Raw genomic sequence first — 19,075 nt, forward strand, 5'->3', positions numbered from 1 at the left:
TCGCCGGGCCGGCGGTTCTCGGGGTGGTCGGCTGGGCAAGCGCATCCACCCACCTGGATAGTGGCGTAGCCGGGCTGGCGGTTTGTTGGGTGGGTGGTTTGGGGGGCGGGTTCTGGGGCGAACGGGTGACACTCGATGGTGGGTTAGGGTCGCTGCGTGTGGAAGCGGGTGGTGGGGGGACTGGCCTGCGGGGTGCTCCTCGCGGGGTGCACGGGCAATCCGACCGTTGGTGAGGTGCCGCCTGATCCGATGGCGGGGGCGGGTGGGCTGCCGGTCACCAGTGGTGCGCCGAAGCCGCCCGGGTTCACCCTGGTTGCGGGGGGTGATGTGCTGATCCACCCGGCTTTGAGCGAGCAGGCGCGGGCCGATGGTGGTTTCGCGCCGTTGTTCGGTGGGGTCAAAACGGTGTTGGACCAGGCGGATGTGGCGGTGTGCCACCTGGAGGTGCCGATCGCGGCGCCCGGGGGTGCTGCCGAGGGGTATCCACGGTTCGTCGCGCCCAACGAACTGGCTTCGGGGTTGGCCGCCAGTGGCTTCGACACCTGTTCCACCGCCTCCAACCACACCCTTGACCAAGGCGCTGGCGGCGTGACCTCCACCCTGGACGCGCTGGATGCCGCTGGGGTCACCCATACGGGGTCGGCGCGGACGGCTGCGGAGGCGGCCAAGCCGTTGGTGCGGGACGTGGCCGGGGTCAAGGTGGGGTTCGTGTCCTTCACCTTCGGGCTCAACACCGGCACCCGCACTCCGCCGGGCAGTCCGTGGATGGTCAACACGCTCGACAGCGCTGACGTGGTGGCTGCCGCGCGGGCGGCCAGGGCGGTGGGGGCCGAGGTGGTCGTGGCGAGCCTGCACTGGGGGACCGAGGGGCAGCACGAGGTGACCGCGAGTCAGCGCCGGATCGCGCGGGAGGTGCTCGCCGACCCGGCCGTGGACGTGATCATCGGGCACCACGCGCACGTGGTGCAGCCGTTCGAGCAGGTCAACGGCAAGTGGGTGGCCTACGGCCTGGGCAACCAGGTCGCCAGGCACGAGGAGCCCAAGGGGGTGACCGAGGAGGGGGCGATGGCCCGGTTCCACTTCGCCGAGGGGGCGGGTGGGTGGGTGGTCGACAGGGCCGAGTACATCCCGACCGTGGTGGACCTCGGGCCGCCCATCCGGCTGCGCGACCTGACCGCCGACGCCGCTGCCCCGCGTCGGGCGGAGTCCCTGGCCCGCACCGACGGGATCGTCCTGAGCCTGGGGGCGGGGCAGGCGGGGCTCACCCGGCCCTGAGCCGCCGCACCCGCGCCAACCGGTCCAGCCAGCGGGCCGTGGTTTCCGCGTCGGCCGCCACGGTGGGGTCCGGGGTGGGCGGGGTGCGCGGGACCGGCAGGTGGCCGTTGACCGGGGTGAACGAGGTCGGCGTGGTGTCCCCCGCCAACAGGGCCATCGTCGCCAGGCCGCAGGCGTGTTCCAGGTTCGGGAGGGCGCCCGCCAGGGCCAGGCCCGCTGCCAGGCCGACGCTGCTCTCCACCGCCGAGGACACCACGCACGGCAGCCCGCACGCCTCCGCCACCGCCAGCGCCCGCCGGACCCCGCCCAGGGGGGCCACCTTGAGCACGGCGATGTCCGCCGCGCCCGCGACCGCCACCCGCAGCGGGTCCTCCGCCCGGCGGATCGACTCGTCCGCCGCGATCGGCACCGCCACCCGCCTGCGCACGGCGGCCAGCTCCTCGACCGTGCGGCACGGCTGTTCCACGTACTCCAGCCCGCCCGCCGCCCTGGCCAGCGTGCCGATCGCGGACACGGCCGTGTCCACGTCCCACGCGCCGTTGGCGTCCACCCGGATGTGCCCGCCGGGGCCCAGTGCCTCGCGGACGGCGGCGACCCGGTCCAGGTCGGCCGACAGCGGGGAACCCGGGTCCGCGACCTTGACCTTCGCCGTGGCGCAGCCCGACGCGGTCACGATCTCCAGGGCGCGGGCGGGGGTGACCACGGGGACCGTGCAGTTGACCGGGACGCGGTCGCGCACCGGCTCCGGCCAGCCCTCGTCGGCGGCCTCGTGGGCGCTGGCCAGCCACGGGACCGACTCGGTGTCGTCGTAGTCGAGGAACGGGCAGAACTCGCCCCAGCCGCGCGCGCCCTCCAGCAGCAGTCCCTCGCGGACGGTGATGCCCCGGAAGCGGGTGCGCATCGGGATCGAGTAGACCAGAGGGGGCACCCGGACATCCTGGCACTGCGCCGCCGCCGGGCCTTTGGGAGGCTGGTGGACATGCACAAGATGGACCGGGCCGAGTGGCTGGAGTTCGTCCACCACGGCACCCGCACCGGCAAGCTCGCCACCGTCCGCGCCGACGGCAGCCCGCACGTCGCCCCGATCTGGTTCGTCGTCGACGAGGACAGCGACCGGGTGGTGTTCATGACCGGCGCCGACACCGTCAAGGGCAAGGCGCTGCGCCGCGAGCCCCGGTTCGCGCTGTGCGTGGACCTGGAGCGGGAGCCGTACGCCTACGTGCAGTTCCAGGCGGTCGCCGAGATCTCCGAGGACCCCGACGACCTGCTGCGCTGGAGCACGGTGATCGCCCGGCGGTACATGGGCGAGGAGCGGGCCGAGGAGTACGGCAGGCGCAACGCCGTGCCGGGCGAGCTGCTGGTCTTCGGACGCATCACCAAGGTCATCGCCCTGGCCGCCATCAGCGACTGACGGCCGCGCCGACCTGGGAGCCGCCGCCGGGTGGGCCGAACGTAGGGTCGGGGCCATGCGCTTGATCGAGGACTGGCCGGTCGACAACGCCTCCGCCGCCGTGGTGGCCGGGGGGCGGGTGCGCGAGCGCCACGGCGACCAGGAGCGGCGGTACCCGCTGGCCTCGGTCACCAAGCTGCTGACCGCCTACGCCGTGCTGGTGGCCGCCGAAGAGGGCGCGGTCGAGTGGGACCAGCCCGCCGGGCCGCCGGGGGCGACCGTGCGGCACCTGGTCGCGCACACCGCCGGGTACGCCTTCGACTCGCGGGACGTGCAGGCCCAGCCCGGGACGCGGCGGATCTACTCCAACGCGGGTTTCGAGGTGCTGGCGGAAGCGGTGGCGGAGTCCTCCGGGATCGCCTTCCCCGACTACCTGGCCGAGGGCGTGCTCAAGCCGCTGGGCATGGGGTCGACCGCGCTGGAGGGGTCCGCCGGGTCGGGGGCGGTGTCGACGTGCGCGGACCTGGCGCTGTTCGCGGCGGAGTTGCAGGCGCCGACGCTGGTCAGCGGTGAGCTGTTCGCCGAGGCGACGACCGTGGTGTTCCCCGGGCTCAACGGCGTGCTGCCGGGGTACGGCAGCCAGCGGCCCAACGACTGGGGGCTGGGGTTCGAGCTGCGGGACGGGAAGAGTCCACATTGGACCGGCGCGGGGAACTCGCCGCGCACCTTCGGCCACTTCGGACAGTCCGGCACGTTCCTGTGGGTCGACCCGGACGCGGGGCTGGCCTGCGTGGCGCTGGCCGACCGGGCGTTCGGGCCGTGGGCGGTCGAGGCGTGGCCGCCGTTCAGCGACGCCGTGCTCGCCGACCACCGCTGAGCGGCGGTGGTCGGCGGTCGGGATCAGCCGGGCAGGCCCGGGCGCTCGGGGCCGTCGGCGTCGGGAACGGGGTCGGGCTCGGCGTGGTCGCCCAGCGCCTCGTCGGCGGCCTTCTTCGCCTCGTCGAGGGTCTGCCTGCTGTGCTCGGCCAGCCGCCCGGTGGTGTCGTGCTCGCTGAAGTCGACCGGTTCGCTCATACCCCTGGATTAACCCGCCGCGTGCCGGGTGAAACCTCAGCCGATTTCGGGAATCGGCGGACCGAGCAGGTCGTCGGCGTCGCAGATGCGGTAGGCGTAGCCCTGTTCGGCGAGGAAGCGCTGGCGGTGCGCGGCGTAGTCGGTGTCCAGGGTGTCGCGGGAGACGACCGAGTAGAAGTGCGCTTGGCGGCCGTCGCCCTTGGGGCGCAGGAGCCTGCCCAGGCGCTGGGCCTCCTCCTGGCGGGAGCCGAAGGTGCCGCTGACCTGCACCGCGACCGAGGCCTCCGGCAGGTCGATGGAGAAGTTCGCCACCTTCGACACCACCAGCGTCCGCAGCTCCCCCTTGCGGAACGCGTCGAACAGGACCTCGCGCTCCTTGTTCTTCGTCGAACCCTGGATGACCGGGGCGTCCAGGGCCGCGCCCAGCTCGTCGAGCTGGTCGAGGTAGGCGCCGATGACCAGGGTCGGCTCGTCCGGGTGCCTGGCCAGGATCTGCTTGACGACCGGGATCTTCGTCTGCGCCGTGGAGCACAGCTTGTAGCGCTCCTCCGGCTCGGCCACCGCGTAGGACAGCCGCTCGCTGTCGGTGAGCGTCACCCGGACCTCGGTGCACTCCGCCGGGGCGATCCAGCCCTGCTGCTCGATGTCGCGCCACGGCACGTCGTAGCGCTTCGGGCCGATCAGGGAGAACACGTCGCCCTCGCGGCCGTCCTCGCGGACCAGGGTGGCGGTCAGGCCCAGGCGGCGGCGCGACTGCAGGTCGGCGGTCATCCGGAAGACCGGCGCGGGCAGCAGGTGCACCTCGTCGTAGACCACCAGGCCCCAGTCGCGGGAGTCGAACAGCTCCAGGTGCCGGTACTCGCCCCCGGACTTGCGGGTGATCACCTGGTAGGTGGCGATGGTGACCGGGCGGATCTCCTTGCGCTCGCCGGAGTACTCGCCGATCTCGTCCTCGGTCAGCGACGTGCGCGCCACCAGTTCGCGCTTCCACTGCCTGCCGGAGACGGTGTTGGTGACCAGGATCAGCGTGGTCGCCTCGGCCCTGGCCATCGCCGCCGCGCCGACCAGGGTCTTGCCCGCCCCGCAGGGCAGCACGACCACCCCGGAGCCGCCCGCCCAGAACGAGTCGGCGGCCATCCGCTGGTAGTCGCGCAGTTGCCAGCCGTCCTCGCGCAGGGCGATCGGGTGCGCCTCGCCGTCGACGTACCCGGCGAGGTCCTCGGCGGGCCAGCCGACCTTGAGCAGCATCTGCTTGAGCCGACCGCGCTCGCTGGGGTGCACGACCACGGTGTCGTCGTCGATGCGCTCGCCCAGCATCGGGCCGATCTTCTTGTTGCGCAGCACCTCTTCGAGCACCGCGCGGTCGTTCGAGGCCATGGTCAGCCCGTGCACGGGGGAGTTCTGCAGCGTCAGCCGCCCGAACCGGCCCATGGTGTCGACGATGTCGATCAGCAGCGGCTGCGGCACCGGGTAGCGCGAGTACGACGACAGCGCGTCGACCACCTGCTCGGCGTCGTGCCCGGCGGCGCGCGCGTTCCACAGCGCCAGCGGGGTGATCCGGTAGGTGTGCACGTGCTCGGGGGCGCGCTCCAGCTCGGCGAACGGCGCGATGGCGATTCGCGCGTCGTTGGAACTGGCGTGGTCGATCTCGAGCAACAGCGTCTTGTCGGACTGCACGATCAGCGGGCCGTCGGTCACGGTGCGGTCGCTCCCTACGCTCGACTGGGGATTCAGTCTGTCAAACGCCGTCGGGTGCCTGCTTACTCCCACCCTCCCCGGCCCGCTACCGTCGCAGGCCCCGGAGTGCGAGAGGCCACGCATGGACGAGCAGAGGGACCACGACCCCGACGGTGAACCCCACTTCATCCCCGCGATGTCGGCCGAGCCCGACACCGGTTCCGGGGAGGGCGGGGAGGTGGCCCGCACGCCGCGCAAGCGCTTGCCCGCGTGGGCGGTGGCGGCCATCGCGGTGGGCATCTTCGTGGTGGCGTTCCTGTTCCTGCGGTACGTGGCCCCCGGGTCGAGCACCGACGCCGGGAACTGCGCCTCGGTCGCGGGCGACGACGACAGCGCCGCGCTCACCCCGCTGTCCTGCGACGACGACGAGGCCACCTTCCGCGTCGCGTCCACGGGGGACAGCGCGGCGGGCTGCCCGGAGGGCGCCTACCGGGAGCTGCGCGACGGCGGCGCGCTGCGCTGCCTGATGCCCAACTTCCGCGAGGGCGGCTGCTACGAGCCCGACGACGAGAACCGCGCCTTCCGCCTGGCTGACTGCACCGCGGCGGAGGCCATCCGGGTGACCAGGGTCATCGAGGGCTCCTCGGACCCGGCGCCCTGCCCCGGCGGCAACGGCTTGGGCTACCCGGAACCGCCGGTCGTCTACTGCCTGGAAACGCCGGGGACCTGAGCGGGCGCGCACCCTCGCGTTCGGACGCTCACTGTCGGTGACCGGCATCCGGTTTGGTCGGTTCGTGTCATGCCCGCGCGATCCGCACGTTAGATTGCGACGCCCGTGCGGTCCGAGTCTTGGGGGGCAGGCGACCGGGCGGCCCCGCGAACTCCTGTTGACGAAGCGCATGAGGTGCACGATGTCGAACCCGCAGCAGCCGGGTCAGCCCGGTCCCCAGGGCCAGCCGCCGCACGGCCAAGGCCCGGGCACCCCGCCCGGTGGGCAACCGCAGTACGGCCAGGCCCCCGGCACCCCGCCGGGCGGTCAGCCCCAGTACGGCCCGGGGACCCCGCCCGGTGGGCAGCCGCAGTACGGGCAAGCCCCCGGCACCCCGCCGGGCGGTCAGCCCCAGTACGGCCAGGCCCCGGGTGGGCAGCCCCAGTACGGCCCGGGCACCCCGCCCGGTGGGCAGCCGCAGTACGGGCAGGCCCCCGGCACCCCGCCGCAGGGCGTGCCCGGCCAGCAGCCGCCGCCCCCGTTCGGCCAGCAGCCGGTGCAGGCGGGCGCGATGCCGCCCGGCCCGCCGCCCGCCCCGCCCAAGAAGAGCAAGGGCCGCCTGATCGGCCTGGCCATCGTCGCCGTGGTCGTGGTGGTCATCGGCGTCCTCGCCGTCGTCAACCTGACCAAGAGCCCGGCCAGCGCGGACGCCGGGGACTGCATCAAGGTCAACAACGCCAGCACCACCGACGCCGACGTCGAGAAGATCGACTGCGGCAGCAACGAGGCCGTGCTCCAGGTCGCCAAGAAGCTCGACAGCGCCTCCGCCGAGTGCCCCGACGGCGACTACCAGCAGTACACCAGCGAGGGCCGCGGCTCGGACTTCTCGCTGTGCCTGGTGCTCAACGCCAAGAAGGGCGAGTGCTTCAACGACCTGGACTCGGTCGACAAGGCGCGGAAGGTCACCTGCGCGGGTGCCCAGACCGAGGTGCTCGACGTCGTCGAGGGCAAGTCCGAGCAGGAGGCCTGCGCGGGCGCCCCGAACACCAACAACGGCCGCATCTACACCGAACCCGCCAGGGTGATCTGCCTGGAGGACAAGCAGTAGCGGCGGCTGTCGACACGCGCTCGGACAACGGGAAGGCCCCGGCGGGGTTCCGCCGGGGCCTTCCCGTTGTCCGAGCGCGGTCTAGGGGGCCACCGGTTCCGTCTGCGGCACGCCCTGCAGCAGCCCGGCGACCTTGGCGCGCAGCTCCACGAACTCGTCGCTGGCGCGGGTGGTGATCTGGTCGCGGTGCTCGCCGAGGTCCACCGGCAGTTGCGCCACCACCGACGCCGGGGACTTCGACAGCACGAGCACCCGGTCGCCCAGGTACACGCTCTCGTCGATGTCGTGGGTGACCAGCAGGATGGTGGTGTCCTGCTCGCGGCGCACGCGCAGCAGCAGGTCCTCCAGCTCGAAGCGGGTCTGCGCGTCCACCGAGGCGAACGGCTCGTCCATCAGCAGCAGCGCCGGGCGGTAGGCCAGCGCGCGGGCGATCGCCACCCGCTGCTGCATCCCGCCGGAGAGCTGCCACGGGTACTTGCGGCCCGCCCGCTCCAGGCCGACCGCGGCCAGCGCCTCGGCCGCGCGGGCCGCCCGCTCGGCCCTGGGCAGCCCGCGCAGCGGGAACTCCACGTTCCGCTGCACGGTCAGCCACGGGAACAGCGAGCGGCTGTAGTCCTGGAACACCACCGCCAGGTCCTCCGGCACCCCGTCGACCGGGGTGCCGTGCAGGCTGACCGAACCCCGGGAGGGGCGGATCAGACCGGCGACGGTGCGCAGCAGCGTCGACTTGCCGCACCCGGACGGGCCGACGACGCAGACCAGCTCACCCGCGGCCACGGTGAAGCCGAGCGCGTCGATGGCGTCGTACGGGCCGTCCTTGGACTGGTAGGTGTGGCCGAGGTCGGTGACCTGCAGCATCGTCGGGGTCACGGTCATCCTCCGGTCGCGAGGGACTGGGCTTCGGGTGAGTGCCGCGGCTGCCACGCCAGGGCGCGCAGCTCGGCCAGCAGCAGCAGGGTGTTGAACAGGTAGCCGAGCACGCCGAGCAGCACGATCCAGGCCCACATGGTCGGCAGGTCGTAGTCGCGCTGCGCCTGCACGAGCTGGTTGCCGATGCCGTTGATCGAGCCGACCAGCTCGGAGACCACCATCAGGATCAGCGAGATGGACAGGCTCAGCCGCAGGCCCGCGAAGACCTTCGGCAGCGCCGAGGGCAGCACCACGCCCAGCAGCCACTGCGGCCCGCTGAGCCGGAACGCCCTGGCCGTGTCGACCTTGGTGTCGTCGACCGCGCGGGCGCCGTCGACGGTGTTGAGCAGCACCGGCCACACCGCGCCGAAGACGATCGTCGGCAGCTGCATCGAGGTGACCCCGATGGTCGCGGCGAAGAACGGCACCAGCAGCGGCGGCGGGATCGAGCGCATGAAGTTGAACGTCGGGCCGAGGTAGGCCATCGCGGTGCGGGAGCGGCCGAGCAGGATGCCCAGCGCGACCCCGATGACCCCCGACAGCGCCCAGCCCAGCAGCATCCGGCCGACGCCGGGCACCACGTGCTCGCCGAACAGCGGCGAGAACCAGATCTGCCCGGCCGCCTCGGCGATGGTCGTCGGCGGCGGGAAGAACACGTCGTCGGCCGCGCGGGTGACCAGCTCCCACAGCGCGACCGCGACCACGAACACGACCCAGCGCTGGGCGGTCCCCTTGAGCAGGTTCACCGCCCACCCCCGCGCGCGTTCCAGGCGAAGAACCGGTTGTTCAGCCGTTCCAGGCCCGCGTTGGCCCCGTACCCGATCAGCCCGGCCAGCACCGTCGCGGCCAGCACCTCGTCCATCTGCGAGGCCCCCGAGCTGGCCTCCAGGATGAACTGCCCGAGCCCGATGGTGCCGCCGGAGAACAGCTCGACGCTGACCACGACGGCCAGCGAGATGGCGAAGGTGAGCCGGATGCCGGTGAGCACGAACGGCGCCGCGCTGGGCAGCGCCACCCGCCCCAGCACGCCGAGCCTGCCGACGCCGAAGGCGCGGGCGGTCTCCACGTGCAGCGGGTCGAGCTCGTCGAGCGCGTACATGGTGTTGAACAGGATCGGCCACAGCCCGCCGTAGACCGCCAGGGTGATCTTGGTGTCCGGGCCGGTGCCGAAGGTCAGCAGCGCCAGCGGGATCAGCGCCACCGACGGGATCGGCCGCAGGAACTCGACCAGGGTCATCACCGCCCGGCGCACCCAGGTGACGCTGCCGAGCAGCAGCCCGGCGGGCACCGCGACCGCCACGGCGACGGCCACCGCGATCAGCGTGGCGAACACGGTGGCCACCAGTGCCCGCAGGAACCCGGTGTCGCCGAGCAGCCGCACGACCGTGGGCAGCACGACCGACGGGGGTCGCAGGTAGTACGCCGGGACCAGGCCGGTCCGACTGGCCACCTCCCAGACCAGGAAGAAGCCGACCAGACCGACCAGCCCCGCGGCGGCCCGCGAGCCCGTCCGCTGCCCGGTCACTTGCCGGTGGTGCCCGCGTTCGGGATCATCGAGGCCACGTCGAGGTCGCCCTTGATCACCCCGAACTCCTTCATCAGGTTGGCGACCCGTTGGATGCGGTTGGCCTCCAGCGACGTGGAGTAGGTGGAGATGGTGACGAGCTGCGCGGTCTCCTTGTCGACCTTGGCGTACTTGACGAACATCTGCTCCATCTTCGGCCGGTCGGTGGCCTGCGCCTGCGCCTTGCCCAGGGCGCGCTGGAACGCCGCGATGGTGTTGGGGCTGGTGGTGGCGAACTTGCCGTTGCCGCTGACCGCCACGAAGCCCGACATCGGGATCTCGGCGGTGGGGCCGGAGGCGCCGTCGAACACCGGGGTCGCGCCGAGCTGCTTCTCCGCGATGGTCACCCACGGCTCGACGGTGACCGCGCCGTCGACCTCGCCGTTCTGCATGGCGGTGATCATGTTCGGGAAGGGCATCTCGACCCACTGGACCTGGTCGTAGGCGACGCCCTCGGTCTTGAGGACCGACATCGGGGCCAGGTCGGTCATGCTGTTGCGCGCGGTGATGGCGATCCGCTTGCCCGGCGCGTCGGTGGGCTTCTTCAGCGAGGAGTTCGGCGGGGCGACGACCACGAGGTGGCCGGGCTTGGCCGCGAGCGCGTCGGCGACGATCTTGAAGTCGGCGACCTTGGTGCTCTGCGCGAGCAGCGGCGCCGGGTACGAGGCGAAGGCGATGTCGAGGTCGCCGTTGAGGATGCCGCTGATGGCCGCGGGCCCGGAGCCCATCACCACGGGCTCGACCTCGAGGCCCTCCTCCTTGAAGTAGCCCTGCTCGACGGCCAGGTAGAACGGCGCGACGTCGACGACGGGCAGCACCCCGACCTTGATCTTGGTCTTCTCGATCGACCCGCCGCCGGACTGGGCGGCGGAGTCCCCGGAGTCGTCGCCGCCGAGCAGGCCGCAGCCGCTGACGGTGGCGGCCAGGGTCATCGCCATGGCGGCGACGGACAGGCGGGTGCGGACCCGTCCGCTGGTAAAGCGTCGAAGCATTGGAGCCTCTCCTCGTAGGAGCACGTGGTTTGCCGAGGTGCGGTTCCCCCTGGACCGAGACGCACTGTAGAGACTTGCTCTGCGGGTCACAATGAGTGCGCACCAGGTATCTGCTGGTGAACTCTCTCACTGAATCGGGCGGTTCTGTTGGCCCGTCTGGGCGAACTCGATAGGGCATCTGACCTGGGGTTTACCGTAAGTAACTTTTTTCCAAGGTCACCCACCGTTTTAGCGCCAAACGGGTGAAAGAGCCCCTAGCGTAAACAGCGTTTACCTAACGCGTCCGAGTGATCGACTGGGCTAACGGTTGGCCACTCCCTGTGATGATGCCCTGGAAGGGTTACATCGGAACGTGGACTTCGCTACCTTCTGTGTCCACAGTCAGGGGTACGCTCTGCCGAGCAGCACGGAGGCGCTGGCGCGGTACCGGTCGGTAACCCGGATTCGGTCGAATCCGGCCAACCCGGCGGGCTCGCGTCAGGAGTCGGTGACGCGACCGTCCCCCTGCTGCGAAGTTGTCCGTGCGAAGCCGGCCACCGACTCGACGGGCTACTGGCTCAGATGCAGGGAGAGTGCTGGCAGTGCCCGACCACACCGGTGGGCCCACCACGTCCGAGGCAGAAGCGGGCGCGGCGGCCAAGGCGAGGAGCTCCGGTCGCAAGATCGTCGAGGGCGGCTCGCGCTGGCGGCTGCGCAACTGGCGGCTGCGCACCAAGCTGATCGCCGTCCTGCTGGTCCCCATCATCACCGCCATCGCCCTCGGCGTGCTGCGCGCGGCCGGTGAGCTCGACCGCGCGTCCACCTTCGACGACGCCTCCACCAGCATCACCGCCACCCTCGACGTCGTCGCCCTGGTGCACGACCTGCAGGGCGAGCGGAACATGGTGGTCGCGTTCGTGGCGGGCAACCGCACCGGCGACACCGCCCCCATGCAGGGCCAGATCCAGCGCACCAACGCCAGCCTGAACAAGCTGACCCAGGCCGCCGCCGCCAGCTCCACCGCCAACGGCGAGCTGCTCGCCGACCTCGCGGGCCGCCTCGGCGCCGTCGGCGCGGTGCGCAACGCGGCGCTGTCGACCGCGAGCTCCTACCCCGACGTGGCCGTCTACCGGGCCTACAGCGCGCTGCTGGAGAACGTGCTGGCCGCGGGCGCGGAGTTCACCTCCACGCTGGCCCAGTCGGAGATCTCCCGGCTCGGCGCGACCTCGCTGGCGATCGTGCAGGCCAAGGAGTTCCTCAGCAGGCAGAACTCCATCCTGATGATCGCCGCGGCGCGCGGTGCCTTCCCGGCCGGGATGCAGGAGCAGGCCAGGGCCGCCGAGGCCGGCTACAACGCCGCCATCGGCAACTTCCGCGCCAACGCCGACCCGGTCGAGGCCCAGTTCTTCGCCGACACCTTCTCCGGCTTCGAGGTCGACGACCGCGCGCGGGTCGTGCAGACCGCGCTGAACAACGCCGACCAGGGCAGGCCGCTCAACATCGACGGCGCCCGGCTGATCAACGACGCCAAGGTCACCGCCGACTCGATGCGCCGGGTCGAGATCTCGCTGCTGGAGAAGCTGCGCGGCCGGGCCCAGCAGTCCGCCGACGACGCCGCCTTCACCGCCTGGCGCGACGCGGCCATCGTGCTGCTGGCCATCCTGCTCGCCCTCGGCGTCACCGTCCTGGTCGCCCGCTCGCTGCTGGTCCCGCTGCGCGTGCTGCGCCGCGACGCCCTGGACGTGGCGAACCGGCGGCTGCCGGAGACGGTGCAGCGCATCCTCGCCGACCCCGACCCGGTGGAGGCGTCGAAGAACGCCGTCGACCCGGTCCCGGTGTTCACCCGCGAGGAGACCGGCCAGCTCGCCCGCTCCTTCGACGCGGTGCACGACCAGGCGGTCCGGATGGCGACCGAGCAGGCGCTGCTGCGCGACAACATCAACTCGATCTTCGTCAACCTGTCCCGCCGGTCGCAGACCCTGGTCGAGCGCCAGCTCTCGCTGATCGACCGGCTGGAGCAGGACGAGCAGGACCCCGACCAGCTCGCCAGCCTGTTCGAGCTGGACCACCTGGCGACCCGGATGCGGCGCAACTCCGAGTCGCTGCTGGTGCTCTCCGGCTCCGGGCTCAGCCGCCAGCTCTCCCGGCCGGTCCCCGCCGCCGAGGTCGTCGGCGCGGCGGTCTCGGAGGTCGAGCAGTACGCCAGGATCGAGGTGCTCTCGGCCCCGGAGATCTCCGTGCAGGGCCGCGCGGTGTCCGACCTGGTCCACCTGATCGCGGAGCTGCTGGACAACGCGACCTCGTTCTCCGAGCCGGAGAAGAAGGTCTACGTGCGGATGGCCATGACCCGCAAGAAGGAACTGGCCATCCAGATCACCGACTCCGGCGTCGGCATGACCGCCGACGAGATCGAGGCGACCAACGCCCGGCTCGCCGACCCGCCGGACCTCGACGTCGCGGTGACCCGCCGGATGGGCCTGTACGTGGTCGCCCGGCTGGCCAAGCGGCACGAGATCAAGGTGCGGCTGCGCGACAACGAGGACATCGAGGGCGGGCTGATCTCGCGGATCACCGTCCCGGCCGCGCTGGTCTCCACCGGCGCGGGCGCGGGCGGCAGCGCCATCCAGCAGACCGCCGGGTTCGGCGACACCGCGGTCAAGGCCAGCGGCATCGCCGGTGCCTTCGGCGGGGCCAACCGCGACCGCACCCCCAAGGCCGAGGGCGGCATCCTGGCCGAGTCCCCGGTGGAGCGCTCCGCCGACGACCTCGCGGGCTTCCCGGCCTTCGAGCCGCAGTTCGGCCTGCGCGACAGCATCGAGGACACCGGCGGTTGGGGTCCCCCGGCCGACCCGGAGGAGGTCAGCGCCCGGCTCAACGGCCACGGCTTCGACTTCTCCGGCACCGACATCTCCACCTTCGGCCGCTCGACCGCCCAGGACCCCGAGCCGGACAACGGCCCGGGGGTCGAGGACAGCGGCTACGACCTGTTCGGCCCGCTCCCGGTCGAGGAGCCCGAGCCGCAGGAGCGGACCGAGACCGACCTCAACGGGCACAGCACCGGCTTCGGCCGCGACGGCGGCTTCGACGCCTACGCGCCGTTCACCCGCCGCGAGGACAGCCCGGCCCCGCAGCCGGTGGACCGCGGCGACCTCGACGCCCCGACCGAGCGGCTGCCGATCTACGAGGCCGTGCTCTCGCAGTGGTTCGAGGCCACCGACTCCGGCTCCACCCCGCACCCGCTGGCCGGGCTCGACGCCCCGGGCGGCGGTTCGGCGAACGGCTCGACCAACGGCTCGACCAACGGTGCCCACGACCCCGCCGCGGACGGCGACGAAGGGCACCGGGACCCCCAGGACGCCCCCGGCCGTTACGCCGAGGACGAACACCGCGACACCACCGACGCTCCCGAGGTCCCCGAGGACGCCGAGGCCGAGCGGATCTCCTCGGCCAGGGCCGCCGCCTGGCAGTCGCCCGGCGACGACGGGTGGCAGCGGGCCAGGGCCCTGCTGGACACCACCTCGGACACCATGACCACGGCGGGCCTGCCGAAACGCGTTCCCAAGGCACACCTCGTGCCCGGGTCGGCGGCCCCCAGGGAGGAGACCGCGGAGCAGTCCGCCGCGGCGCCTCCGCTCCCGCCCCGCACCGCGGACGCCGTCCGCGGTCGCATGTCCAGCTTCCAGCAAGGTGTGAGGCGGGGGCGGCACGCCCTCGTCGACGCCTACCCTGGAGACCAGACCGGTTCTGACGAGAGCCGCCAAGACGAGGAGCAGGAGTGACGACCGCGTCAGTACACCAGCCCGGTAGCTTCGGGTGGCTCATCACCGATTTCGTCCGTCAGGTCCCCGGCGCGGCGCACGCCGTGGTGGTGTCCGCCGACGGGCTGCTGCTGGCGGGCTCGCAGGGCCTGCCCCGCGACCGCGCTGAACAGCTCTCCGCCGTCGCCTCCGGCCTGGTGAGCCTCACCGCGGGCGCGGCGCGCTGCTTCGAGGCGGGCGGGGTGAACCAGACCGTGGTCGAGATGGACCGCGGCTACCTGTTCCTCATGTCGATCTCGGACGGGTCCTGCCTGGCCGTCCTGGCCGCGCCGAACTGCGACATCGGCCTGGTCGCGTACGAGATGACCCTGCTCGTGGAGCGGGTCGGCCAGCAGATGACCCCCGAGCTGCGCGCGCAGTTGCAGGGCACGCAGCGCCGGTGACAGTACCGATGACGGAGTACTGAGCGGGTGGAGACGGTGGCGAGACGGGTGGGCGAGCGATGAGCACGGGTCGGCGCGCGGCCGGGCGGCGGGAGCTGTTCGAGCCGGACCGGGACATCGACGATCCCCGGGACAAGCTGATGGGTGAGCCTGAGCGGAGGCAGACGACCATGTCCGAGCGCGGGTGGGAGGACCTCTCCGACACCGAATTCGGTGAACCGCCGAACCGGTTCGACATCGACGGCTTCCGGGCCAGGCTGTTCGGCGGCCCGAGCGCCACCCTCTACGGCGACTCCGGCGTCGACGCGGGCATCCCGTCCCAGTCAGACTGGGACAGCAAGGAGATCCCCGCGGTGGCCGACCTGGACCCGGAGCCCGAACAGCCCGACTTCGCCGCACCGGCGGCCTTCACCGACTTCGGAGACCCCGGGAACTTCGGTGACCGTGGGAACTTCGGTGACCCCGGGAACTTCGGTGGACACGGCGACTTCTACGACTCCGCACCGCACGAAACCGGGTCGCTGGTCCGCCCGTACACCAAGACGGGCGGGCGCACCCGCTCCGACTACGATCTGGCGATCGAGGCGCTGGTCTCCACCAGCGACCGGGGCCGGGTACCCGACGCCGCCGTCCGTCCCGAGCACAGGTCCATCTGCGGCCTGTGCCTGGACACCCGCTCCGTCGCCGAGGTCGCCGCGCACCTGCGGCTGCCCCTGGGCGTCGCGCGGGTGCTCATCGGCGACATGGCGGGCATGGGCCTCGTCTCGATCCACCAGAGCGGCATGGTCGTGGGCGACCGGCCGTCGATCGAATTCATGGAAAGGGTGCTCAGTGGGCTCCGCAGGCTCTAGTCCCCTCAGCGCGCGCGGCGGCGCATCCCCGCAGCCGACGACCTCGGCGAAGATCGTCGTGGCCGGTGGGTTCGGCGTGGGCAAGACGACCCTGGTCGGCTCGGTGTCGGAGATCGTCCCGCTGACCACCGAGGCCGTCATGACCGAGGCCAGCGTGGACGTCGACGACCTGTCGTCGACGCCGAACAAGGTCACCACGACCGTCGCCATGGACTTCGGGCGCGTGTCGCTGGACTCCGACCTCATCCTGTACCTGTTCGGCACACCCGGGCAGCACCGGTTCTGGTTCATGTGGGACGACCTGGTTCGCGGCGCCATCGGCGCGATCGTGCTGGTCGACACGCGGCGGCTGGCGGACGCGTTCGCCTCGATCGACTTCTTCGAGGACCGCGGGCTGCCTTACGTGATCGCGTTGAACTGCTTCGACCGGGTGTTGCACCACCGGATCGACGACGTGCGCGACGCGTTGACGGTTGAGCCTTCGGTGCCGATCGTGACGACCGACGCGCGGGACCGGGACTCGACGAAGGAAACGCTGATCACGTTGGTGGAGCACGCCATGCAGCAGCGGATGTCGCGCGCGGGCTGATCTGCTGCTTGCTGCGCTTCTGGGGGCTTGTGGCTGGGCTGCGCCTTCGCGAGCTGGCCTGTGGGCTGGGTGGCTGCGCCTTTGAGGTGATTGTGGCTGCGGCGGCTGTGCCTTTGAGGTGCCTGTGGCGGGGTTGGGGACCTGACCCTGGGAAGCCGCGATTGTTCAACTCCGCGAACTCGGCGTCAAGGGCGCCTTCGGCGTCGGCTTCGCCGATGGCCTACGGCCACCCTTGACACCGAGTTCGCGGAGCTGACTGCGGCCGGGAGTGGGTCAGGTCTCCTCCTGGTCAGGTTGGGTGGGTGGGGGCGTTGGGTGGCAGGGTGGCGGTTTCGTTGCAGACCGACGAGTTTAGGGATTTGGGCCCGGGCGGGGTGTCTCGTCCGGGCTTTTCTGTGGCCTGTGGCTTTGGGCGGGGCTGGGGCTGGGGCTAGCTCTCTGACTCGACCAGGGCCGCGCTGGTGATGCGGTGGAGGGGGAGGCGGCGGATTTCCTCGCTGGTGGGGTCCTTGCCCTCCAGGATGCCGCCGCCGATGCGGAGGGGTTCGATCACCCGTTGGCTGGCCACGCCGTGGGCGTCGACCAGGCCGATCCAGACCGCCTGGTGGGCTTGGGTGGCTTCCTGGAGGAGGGCGAGGGTTTCGGCTGTGTTGGCGCCGGCGCCGGAGCCGGACTTCGCCGAGACGGTGCGGCCGCGCCTGCTGTCGGCTGCTCGGTCGCCCGCTCGCATGGCGGCGACCATGTCGGTGAGTTGGTCGGGGCCGGGGGTGCGGGGGACCGCGCGGCGCAGGGCCTTGGCGGGGGTTTGGATTCGGCGGCCGGTGGGGCGGAGGTCGACGACCTGGCCGTCGGCGCCTTCGGCGGCGGGGGCGAAGCCCGCGGCTCGGAGGTCGTCGAGGATTTCCAGGAGGGGGAGGGGGCTGACCAGGACTGTGGGGGCGATCTTGCGCAGTTGCAGGGTGGTGGCGGTGGGGCTGGCGGCGACCTCGGCGATCAGGGCGGGGTCGTCGCAGCGCAGGAAGGAGGTGGCTGCCCCTCCCCTGAGGCGGCCGTGGCGGCGGGCCACGTCGTCGATGAGGTATTCGAGGGACTGGGGGATGGGGGTCTTGGACTTCGTGGTGAAGAGTTCGTGCAGGTCGGCCGCGGAGCGGCCCGCGTCGAGGGCTCGGCGGATGGAGGACTCGCTGACCCGGTAGACCGTGGCGCTGCCCGCCGACTCGACGTCGGCGGTTTCGGTGATGCGGGCGGCCAGGTGGGGTTCCAGGGGGCCGGGGGCGACCACCGTCAGGTCGGCCTGGACCAGCACGTGGTCGATGGGGTCGGGCAGGGCCTCGGCCATGCGCTTGGCCGCGGGGGCCGCGCCCTCCGCGACCAGGGTGCGGCCGGGGCCGCTGAGGGCACCCAGGGCGACCAGGCCCAGGGTGGTGGCCTCGGCGAGGGTCCAGCGGACCATCTCGTCGCGCAGCCTGCCGCCGCGGCGGGGGGCCCGCCAGGCCAGGACCGCGGCCAGGCCGTCCGGGTCGGTGACGCCGGTGCCCGCGCGCAGGTCCGCCAGCACGTCCAGCACCCGCAGGCGCTCCACCGGGGCCGCGGGCCTGCGCAGCTCGTCGGACAGCGGGGCCAGGATGCGGTCCTTGGCGTCGCGCAGACCGCCCAGGCCGGGGAGGCGGGGGAGGTCCAGCCAGGCCGTGGCCAGGGTGGCCCAGCGGTTCGCCGGGGTGGCGGCCATCCACAGGTCGGCGTGGTTGGTCGGGACCCACTCCGGGGTGGCCGCCTCGTTGTCGGCCACCAGGGCCGCCGCGGCGGCCACCTCGACCAGCAGGGTGGCGTCCCGCTCGGACAGCTCGGTGACGCGGGCGACCTTCTTCAGGTCGCGCACCCCCAGGCCGCCGGACTTGAGGACCGGCGGCGGCTCGGCCGACCACAGGCGGACCAGGGTCTCGACGTGGCGCACCAGCTCCAGGGCGGCGCCCGCCGCGGTCGAGTCCACCAGCGCGGCCTTGCGGGTGGTGGTGCGCAGTTCGGGTTCGGTGACCTCGACCGACGCCGGGGTGCCGCGCAGGACGGCGCCGACCTGGCCGGGCAGCTCCACCGTCTCCGCGTCCAACCTGGTCAGCAGGCCCCTGGACAGCAGGCGCTGGATCGGGGTCTTGGCCTGCGCCAGCGGCAGCACGGTCGCCGCGTCCCGGGTGCGGCCCACCGGGCGCCCGCCCGCCAGGGTGGCGAGCACCTTGCGCTCGTCCTCGGGCAGGGCCTCGACCAGCGCCGGGACGTCCGCGTGCTCCAGGGTGGGCGAGGGCCTGCCCAAGGACGCGGTGGGACCGCCCGCCTCCCGGGCGGCCGGGGGCAGCGCGAGCGCGTCGTCCTCGCCCCAGGCCAGGGCCAGGGCGCGCATCCGGTCGACGGCGGCGCGGGCGGACTCCTCCGGGGTGCCCGGGGGGAGGTGCTCGACCACCCGCCGCAGCGGGACCGGGGCGCGGTCGGCGTCGGCGGCGAGCAGGGCGTCGAGGACGGCCAGGGTGAACGTGTCCAAGCCCTCCGCGGCTCTGGCCACCGACGCGCGGGAGCCCGCGCGGGTGGCCAGCACGGCGGTGTCCGCCGGTCGGGGGGTCGCCAGGTCGGGGCGGGCGCGCAGCACGGCGGCCAGCGTCTCGTCGTCCCTGGCGCGGAGCCAGTCGGTGAGCGTGGGGCCGGACACCCTGACCACGGTATACGCACGGTGGTTCCGGTAACCTCGGTACTCGCCGGAACCGCAGT

Annotated in this window: 17 protein-coding genes; 9 read left to right on the plus strand and 8 right to left on the minus strand. The window is 72.5% G+C overall.

Annotation, left to right across the window (positions count from 1 at the left end; genetic code table 11):
• The first annotated feature begins 249 nt into the window (after positions 1 to 249).
• On the plus strand, positions 250 to 1,275 hold the full coding sequence (locus UO65_RS29360; RefSeq protein WP_084176369.1) for a CapA family protein: 1,026 nt from the start codon (positions 250 to 252) through the stop codon (positions 1,273 to 1,275).
• Here the strand turns inward: UO65_RS29360 and UO65_RS29365 are convergent.
• Positions 1,262 to 2,203: an o-succinylbenzoate synthase gene (locus UO65_RS29365; RefSeq protein ID WP_267880627.1), complete on the minus strand. Its 942-nt coding sequence runs from the start codon at positions 2,201 to 2,203 to the stop codon at positions 1,262 to 1,264. The genes UO65_RS29360 and UO65_RS29365 overlap by 14 nt on opposite strands.
• 51 nt (positions 2,204 to 2,254) lie before the next feature.
• Between UO65_RS29365 and UO65_RS29370 the strand changes: the two genes are divergently transcribed.
• Together UO65_RS29370 and UO65_RS29375 are read left to right on the plus strand one after the other, a co-directional pair.
• Entirely contained in the window at positions 2,255 to 2,686 is a 432-nt protein-coding gene (locus UO65_RS29370) for a PPOX class F420-dependent oxidoreductase (protein ID WP_035289090.1), read from the plus strand.
• Positions 2,687 to 2,741: 55 nt separating this feature from the next.
• Positions 2,742 to 3,542: a serine hydrolase domain-containing protein gene (locus UO65_RS29375; protein WP_035289015.1), complete on the plus strand. Its 801-nt coding sequence runs from the start codon at positions 2,742 to 2,744 to the stop codon at positions 3,540 to 3,542.
• A 23-nt stretch (positions 3,543 to 3,565) separates the two neighbouring features.
• Here the strand turns inward: UO65_RS29375 and UO65_RS37070 are convergent, their stop codons facing one another.
• Positions 3,566 to 3,739 (minus strand): hypothetical protein, encoded by a 174-nt coding sequence (locus UO65_RS37070; RefSeq protein WP_161784537.1) that lies wholly within the window; start codon positions 3,737 to 3,739, stop codon positions 3,566 to 3,568.
• Between the two features lie 36 nt (positions 3,740 to 3,775).
• A complete protein-coding gene (locus tag UO65_RS29380; protein ID WP_035289018.1) occupies positions 3,776 to 5,437 on the minus strand; it encodes a DNA repair helicase XPB in 1,662 nt (553 codons plus the stop codon).
• A gap of 121 nt (positions 5,438 to 5,558) precedes the next feature.
• Between UO65_RS29380 and UO65_RS33810 the strand changes: the two genes are divergently transcribed.
• The gene (locus tag UO65_RS33810) at positions 5,559 to 6,146 is read left to right on the plus strand and encodes an LppU/SCO3897 family protein (protein ID WP_052021949.1); all 588 of its coding nucleotides are present in this window, start codon (positions 5,559 to 5,561) and stop codon (positions 6,144 to 6,146) included.
• A 181-nt stretch (positions 6,147 to 6,327) separates the two neighbouring features.
• The gene (locus UO65_RS29390) at positions 6,328 to 7,233 is read left to right on the plus strand and encodes an LppU/SCO3897 family protein (RefSeq protein ID WP_052021951.1); all 906 of its coding nucleotides are present in this window, start codon (positions 6,328 to 6,330) and stop codon (positions 7,231 to 7,233) included.
• A gap of 81 nt (positions 7,234 to 7,314) precedes the next feature.
• On the opposite strand, the gene UO65_RS29395 is transcribed toward UO65_RS29390, so the two are convergent.
• From UO65_RS29395 to UO65_RS29410, 4 genes are read right to left on the minus strand one after another with little or no spacing between them, the layout of a single operon-like run.
• The gene (locus tag UO65_RS29395; RefSeq protein WP_084176374.1) at positions 7,315 to 8,091 is read right to left on the minus strand and encodes an ABC transporter ATP-binding protein; all 777 of its coding nucleotides are present in this window, start codon (positions 8,089 to 8,091) and stop codon (positions 7,315 to 7,317) included.
• Positions 8,092 to 8,105: 14 nt separating this feature from the next.
• A complete protein-coding gene (locus UO65_RS29400; protein WP_052021953.1) occupies positions 8,106 to 8,888 on the minus strand; it encodes an ABC transporter permease in 783 nt (260 codons plus the stop codon).
• Positions 8,885 to 9,667: an ABC transporter permease gene (locus tag UO65_RS29405; protein ID WP_233427889.1), complete on the minus strand. Its 783-nt coding sequence runs from the start codon at positions 9,665 to 9,667 to the stop codon at positions 8,885 to 8,887. Before UO65_RS29405 ends, UO65_RS29400 begins: the two co-directional genes overlap by 4 nt.
• A complete protein-coding gene (locus UO65_RS29410; RefSeq protein WP_084176370.1) occupies positions 9,664 to 10,698 on the minus strand; it encodes an ABC transporter substrate-binding protein in 1,035 nt (344 codons plus the stop codon). The genes UO65_RS29405 and UO65_RS29410 overlap by 4 nt, the downstream gene beginning before the upstream one ends.
• 581 nt (positions 10,699 to 11,279) lie before the next feature.
• Between UO65_RS29410 and UO65_RS29415 the strand changes: the two genes are divergently transcribed.
• The 4 genes from UO65_RS29415 to UO65_RS29430 are packed head-to-tail and all read left to right on the plus strand — an operon-like array spanning position 11,280 to position 16,318.
• On the plus strand, positions 11,280 to 14,456 hold the full coding sequence (locus UO65_RS29415; RefSeq protein ID WP_052021955.1) for a sensor histidine kinase: 3,177 nt from the start codon (positions 11,280 to 11,282) through the stop codon (positions 14,454 to 14,456).
• A complete protein-coding gene (locus tag UO65_RS29420; RefSeq protein ID WP_035289023.1) occupies positions 14,453 to 14,878 on the plus strand; it encodes a roadblock/LC7 domain-containing protein in 426 nt (141 codons plus the stop codon). The genes UO65_RS29415 and UO65_RS29420 overlap by 4 nt, the downstream gene beginning before the upstream one ends.
• 59 nt (positions 14,879 to 14,937) lie before the next feature.
• Positions 14,938 to 15,729, plus strand: coding sequence for a DUF742 domain-containing protein (locus tag UO65_RS38440; RefSeq protein ID WP_035289025.1), 792 nt, complete (start codon positions 14,938 to 14,940; stop codon positions 15,727 to 15,729).
• Entirely contained in the window at positions 15,710 to 16,318 is a 609-nt protein-coding gene (locus UO65_RS29430) for a GTP-binding protein (protein WP_035289027.1), read from the plus strand. Before UO65_RS38440 ends, UO65_RS29430 begins: the two co-directional genes overlap by 20 nt.
• A gap of 430 nt (positions 16,319 to 16,748) precedes the next feature.
• Here UO65_RS29430 and UO65_RS29435 read toward each other — a convergent pair whose 3' ends face one another.
• Complete coding sequence (locus UO65_RS29435; RefSeq protein ID WP_035289111.1) at positions 16,749 to 19,016, minus strand: helicase-associated domain-containing protein; 2,268 nt, start codon at positions 19,014 to 19,016, stop codon at positions 16,749 to 16,751.
• Between the last annotated feature and the right edge of the window lie 59 nt (positions 19,017 to 19,075).

Source organism: Actinokineospora spheciospongiae, from assembly GCF_000564855.1.
Taxonomy (GTDB): domain Bacteria; phylum Actinomycetota; class Actinomycetes; order Mycobacteriales; family Pseudonocardiaceae; genus Actinokineospora; species Actinokineospora spheciospongiae.

Coding starts and splice junctions, on each gene's coding strand:
- UO65_RS29360 (WP_084176369.1), top strand. CDS start 250: ATGGCGGGGGCGGGTGGGCTGCCGGTCACCAGTGGTGCGCCGAAGCCG.
- UO65_RS29370 (WP_035289090.1), top strand. CDS start 2,255: ATGCACAAGATGGACCGGGCCGAGTGGCTGGAGTTCGTCCACCACGGC.
- UO65_RS29375 (WP_035289015.1), top strand. CDS start 2,742: ATGCGCTTGATCGAGGACTGGCCGGTCGACAACGCCTCCGCCGCCGTG.
- UO65_RS37070 (WP_161784537.1), bottom strand. CDS start 3,739: ATGAGCGAACCGGTCGACTTCAGCGAGCACGACACCACCGGGCGGCTG.
- UO65_RS33810 (WP_052021949.1), top strand. CDS start 5,559: ATGGACGAGCAGAGGGACCACGACCCCGACGGTGAACCCCACTTCATC.
- UO65_RS29390 (WP_052021951.1), top strand. CDS start 6,328: ATGTCGAACCCGCAGCAGCCGGGTCAGCCCGGTCCCCAGGGCCAGCCG.
- UO65_RS29395 (WP_084176374.1), bottom strand. CDS start 8,091: ATGCTGCAGGTCACCGACCTCGGCCACACCTACCAGTCCAAGGACGGC.
- UO65_RS29410 (WP_084176370.1), bottom strand. CDS start 10,698: ATGCTTCGACGCTTTACCAGCGGACGGGTCCGCACCCGCCTGTCCGTC.
- UO65_RS38440 (WP_035289025.1), top strand. CDS start 14,938: ATGAGCACGGGTCGGCGCGCGGCCGGGCGGCGGGAGCTGTTCGAGCCG.